Source organism: Mesorhizobium sp. WSM4837, assembly GCF_055811435.1.
The window spans coordinates 1-1503 of the sequence record NZ_JBVVQE010000188.1; the positions used below are offsets into that span (position 1 = coordinate 1).

1 pseudogene is annotated in these 1503 nt (G+C 59.4%); it reads left to right on the plus strand.

Annotated elements, in window-relative coordinates:
• Positions 1–131: 131 nt before the first annotated feature.
• Positions 132–706: pseudogene (locus AC0L3D_RS36590) on the plus strand (IS91 family transposase); the annotation flags it as partial.
• Positions 707–1503: the final 797 nt, after the last annotated feature.

A 1503-nucleotide genomic window follows, 5' to 3' on the forward strand; every position in this document is an offset into this window, starting at 1 on the left:
TTTCTCTTCGTCAGTCCGTCCTTCAATCAAGGCCCGGACTCTAATCTCAGACGGAGGAAATTCTCAGTGGCAGGTCACACCAATTTCAACGATGTTGGCCTACCAAGGAGTTCTAGCGCTTAATCACCGCGCGCCGAACGATAAGAGCCATCGAACTGTGCCGCACCGCGGAGCTCGGCGGCCATGTCGAGGGCCGCCGGGCCTGCGGGGCGATCCGTGTCGCGTATAATTCCTGCCGCAACGGCATTGCCCGAAGTGCCATGGGCACGCCTGCCGCGACTGGCTCGCTGCGCCCGAGGCCGAACTCCTGCCGACTGCCTATTTTCACGTGGTCTGCACGCTTCCGGCCAATCGCCTTTCAGGACAAGACGGAGGTCTACGCCAACCTGTTCAAGGCGGCGGCCGAGAGGCCGCGCGGGATCGCTTCCGACCCACGACATCTGGGGCCGAGATCGGTCTGATTACCTTTTTCCCAAGCTAGGTCAGAACCTGCACTACCCCCTTCATTGTATCGTTCCGGGCGGCGGTTTGTCGCTCGAAGGCATGCACTGGGTTCCTGCAGACCTTTCCTGCCGTTTCTTCGGCAATTTCCATTTGGCGGAGCCTGCCGCCGTCAGGCTTGCCAGGGCCTGCCGCCTCGCACGGGTTGGTCTACGCCAAGCTGCCCTTCGGCGGGCCGCGACAGGTGCTCGTCTATCTCGGCCGGCCACACTCGCCGTCTCGCCAGGCCCGAACTGTGGCGCCTACTGCTGACCGGCAAGCCGCAAGCACTGTTGCCAAGGCAGGACCCCACACGAAGGGCAGCCCATCGCTTAGTCCTTGATGGAGCGATTCTAGTGGGCGACCGCGCTATGCCGTTGTGGAAGGCGCGCTCCACTAAGCGGAACCACTTGAGCCACTGAAGTTCTTCCTGAATTCGTCCGAAGTCCAAGGAAAAGATTTGTGAGGTTTCGTCCTGCGTGCCACCGAGCAAGGATTCGCTCAAGTGCATAAGCGGAGGTGCGCGCGAACATGCTGTCAGACGAGCAGATCAATTCCATGATGATCGTTCCGGACGCCAGGTGGACCAAACGACAAAAGGCAAATGCTAATCGATCGCCGGAGCGCCTGGACTTCAGAAGTAGCCTTCCCCACGGAGAGGGGCTGCCGAACCAGCTGGCAGCCTTGATAGCGCGGCCGGCGTCGGTCTGAGATCGCCGTCAGCACTGCAGTTACTAAGATTTCTCTTAGCGATGCATTCCGGAAGTCATGGGGCCCTCGGCAGCAAGGCATAACGAAACTAGCGCCTCCATAACTGTATCAAAATGCCAATCATTCCGATCAGTATAAACTAGACATCCCAACAGGTGAGGTCGACGTCGCATGGGGCGAAGCATGCAGGTCAAACACCCCAGCGAACGACTCCGCGGAAACATTGAGGTCTGAGAACATGTCCCTGACACAAGACGTCGCCGATGCGGTCGCTAGCCTCACATATGACGAGCTTCCGGCACAGATACGCGA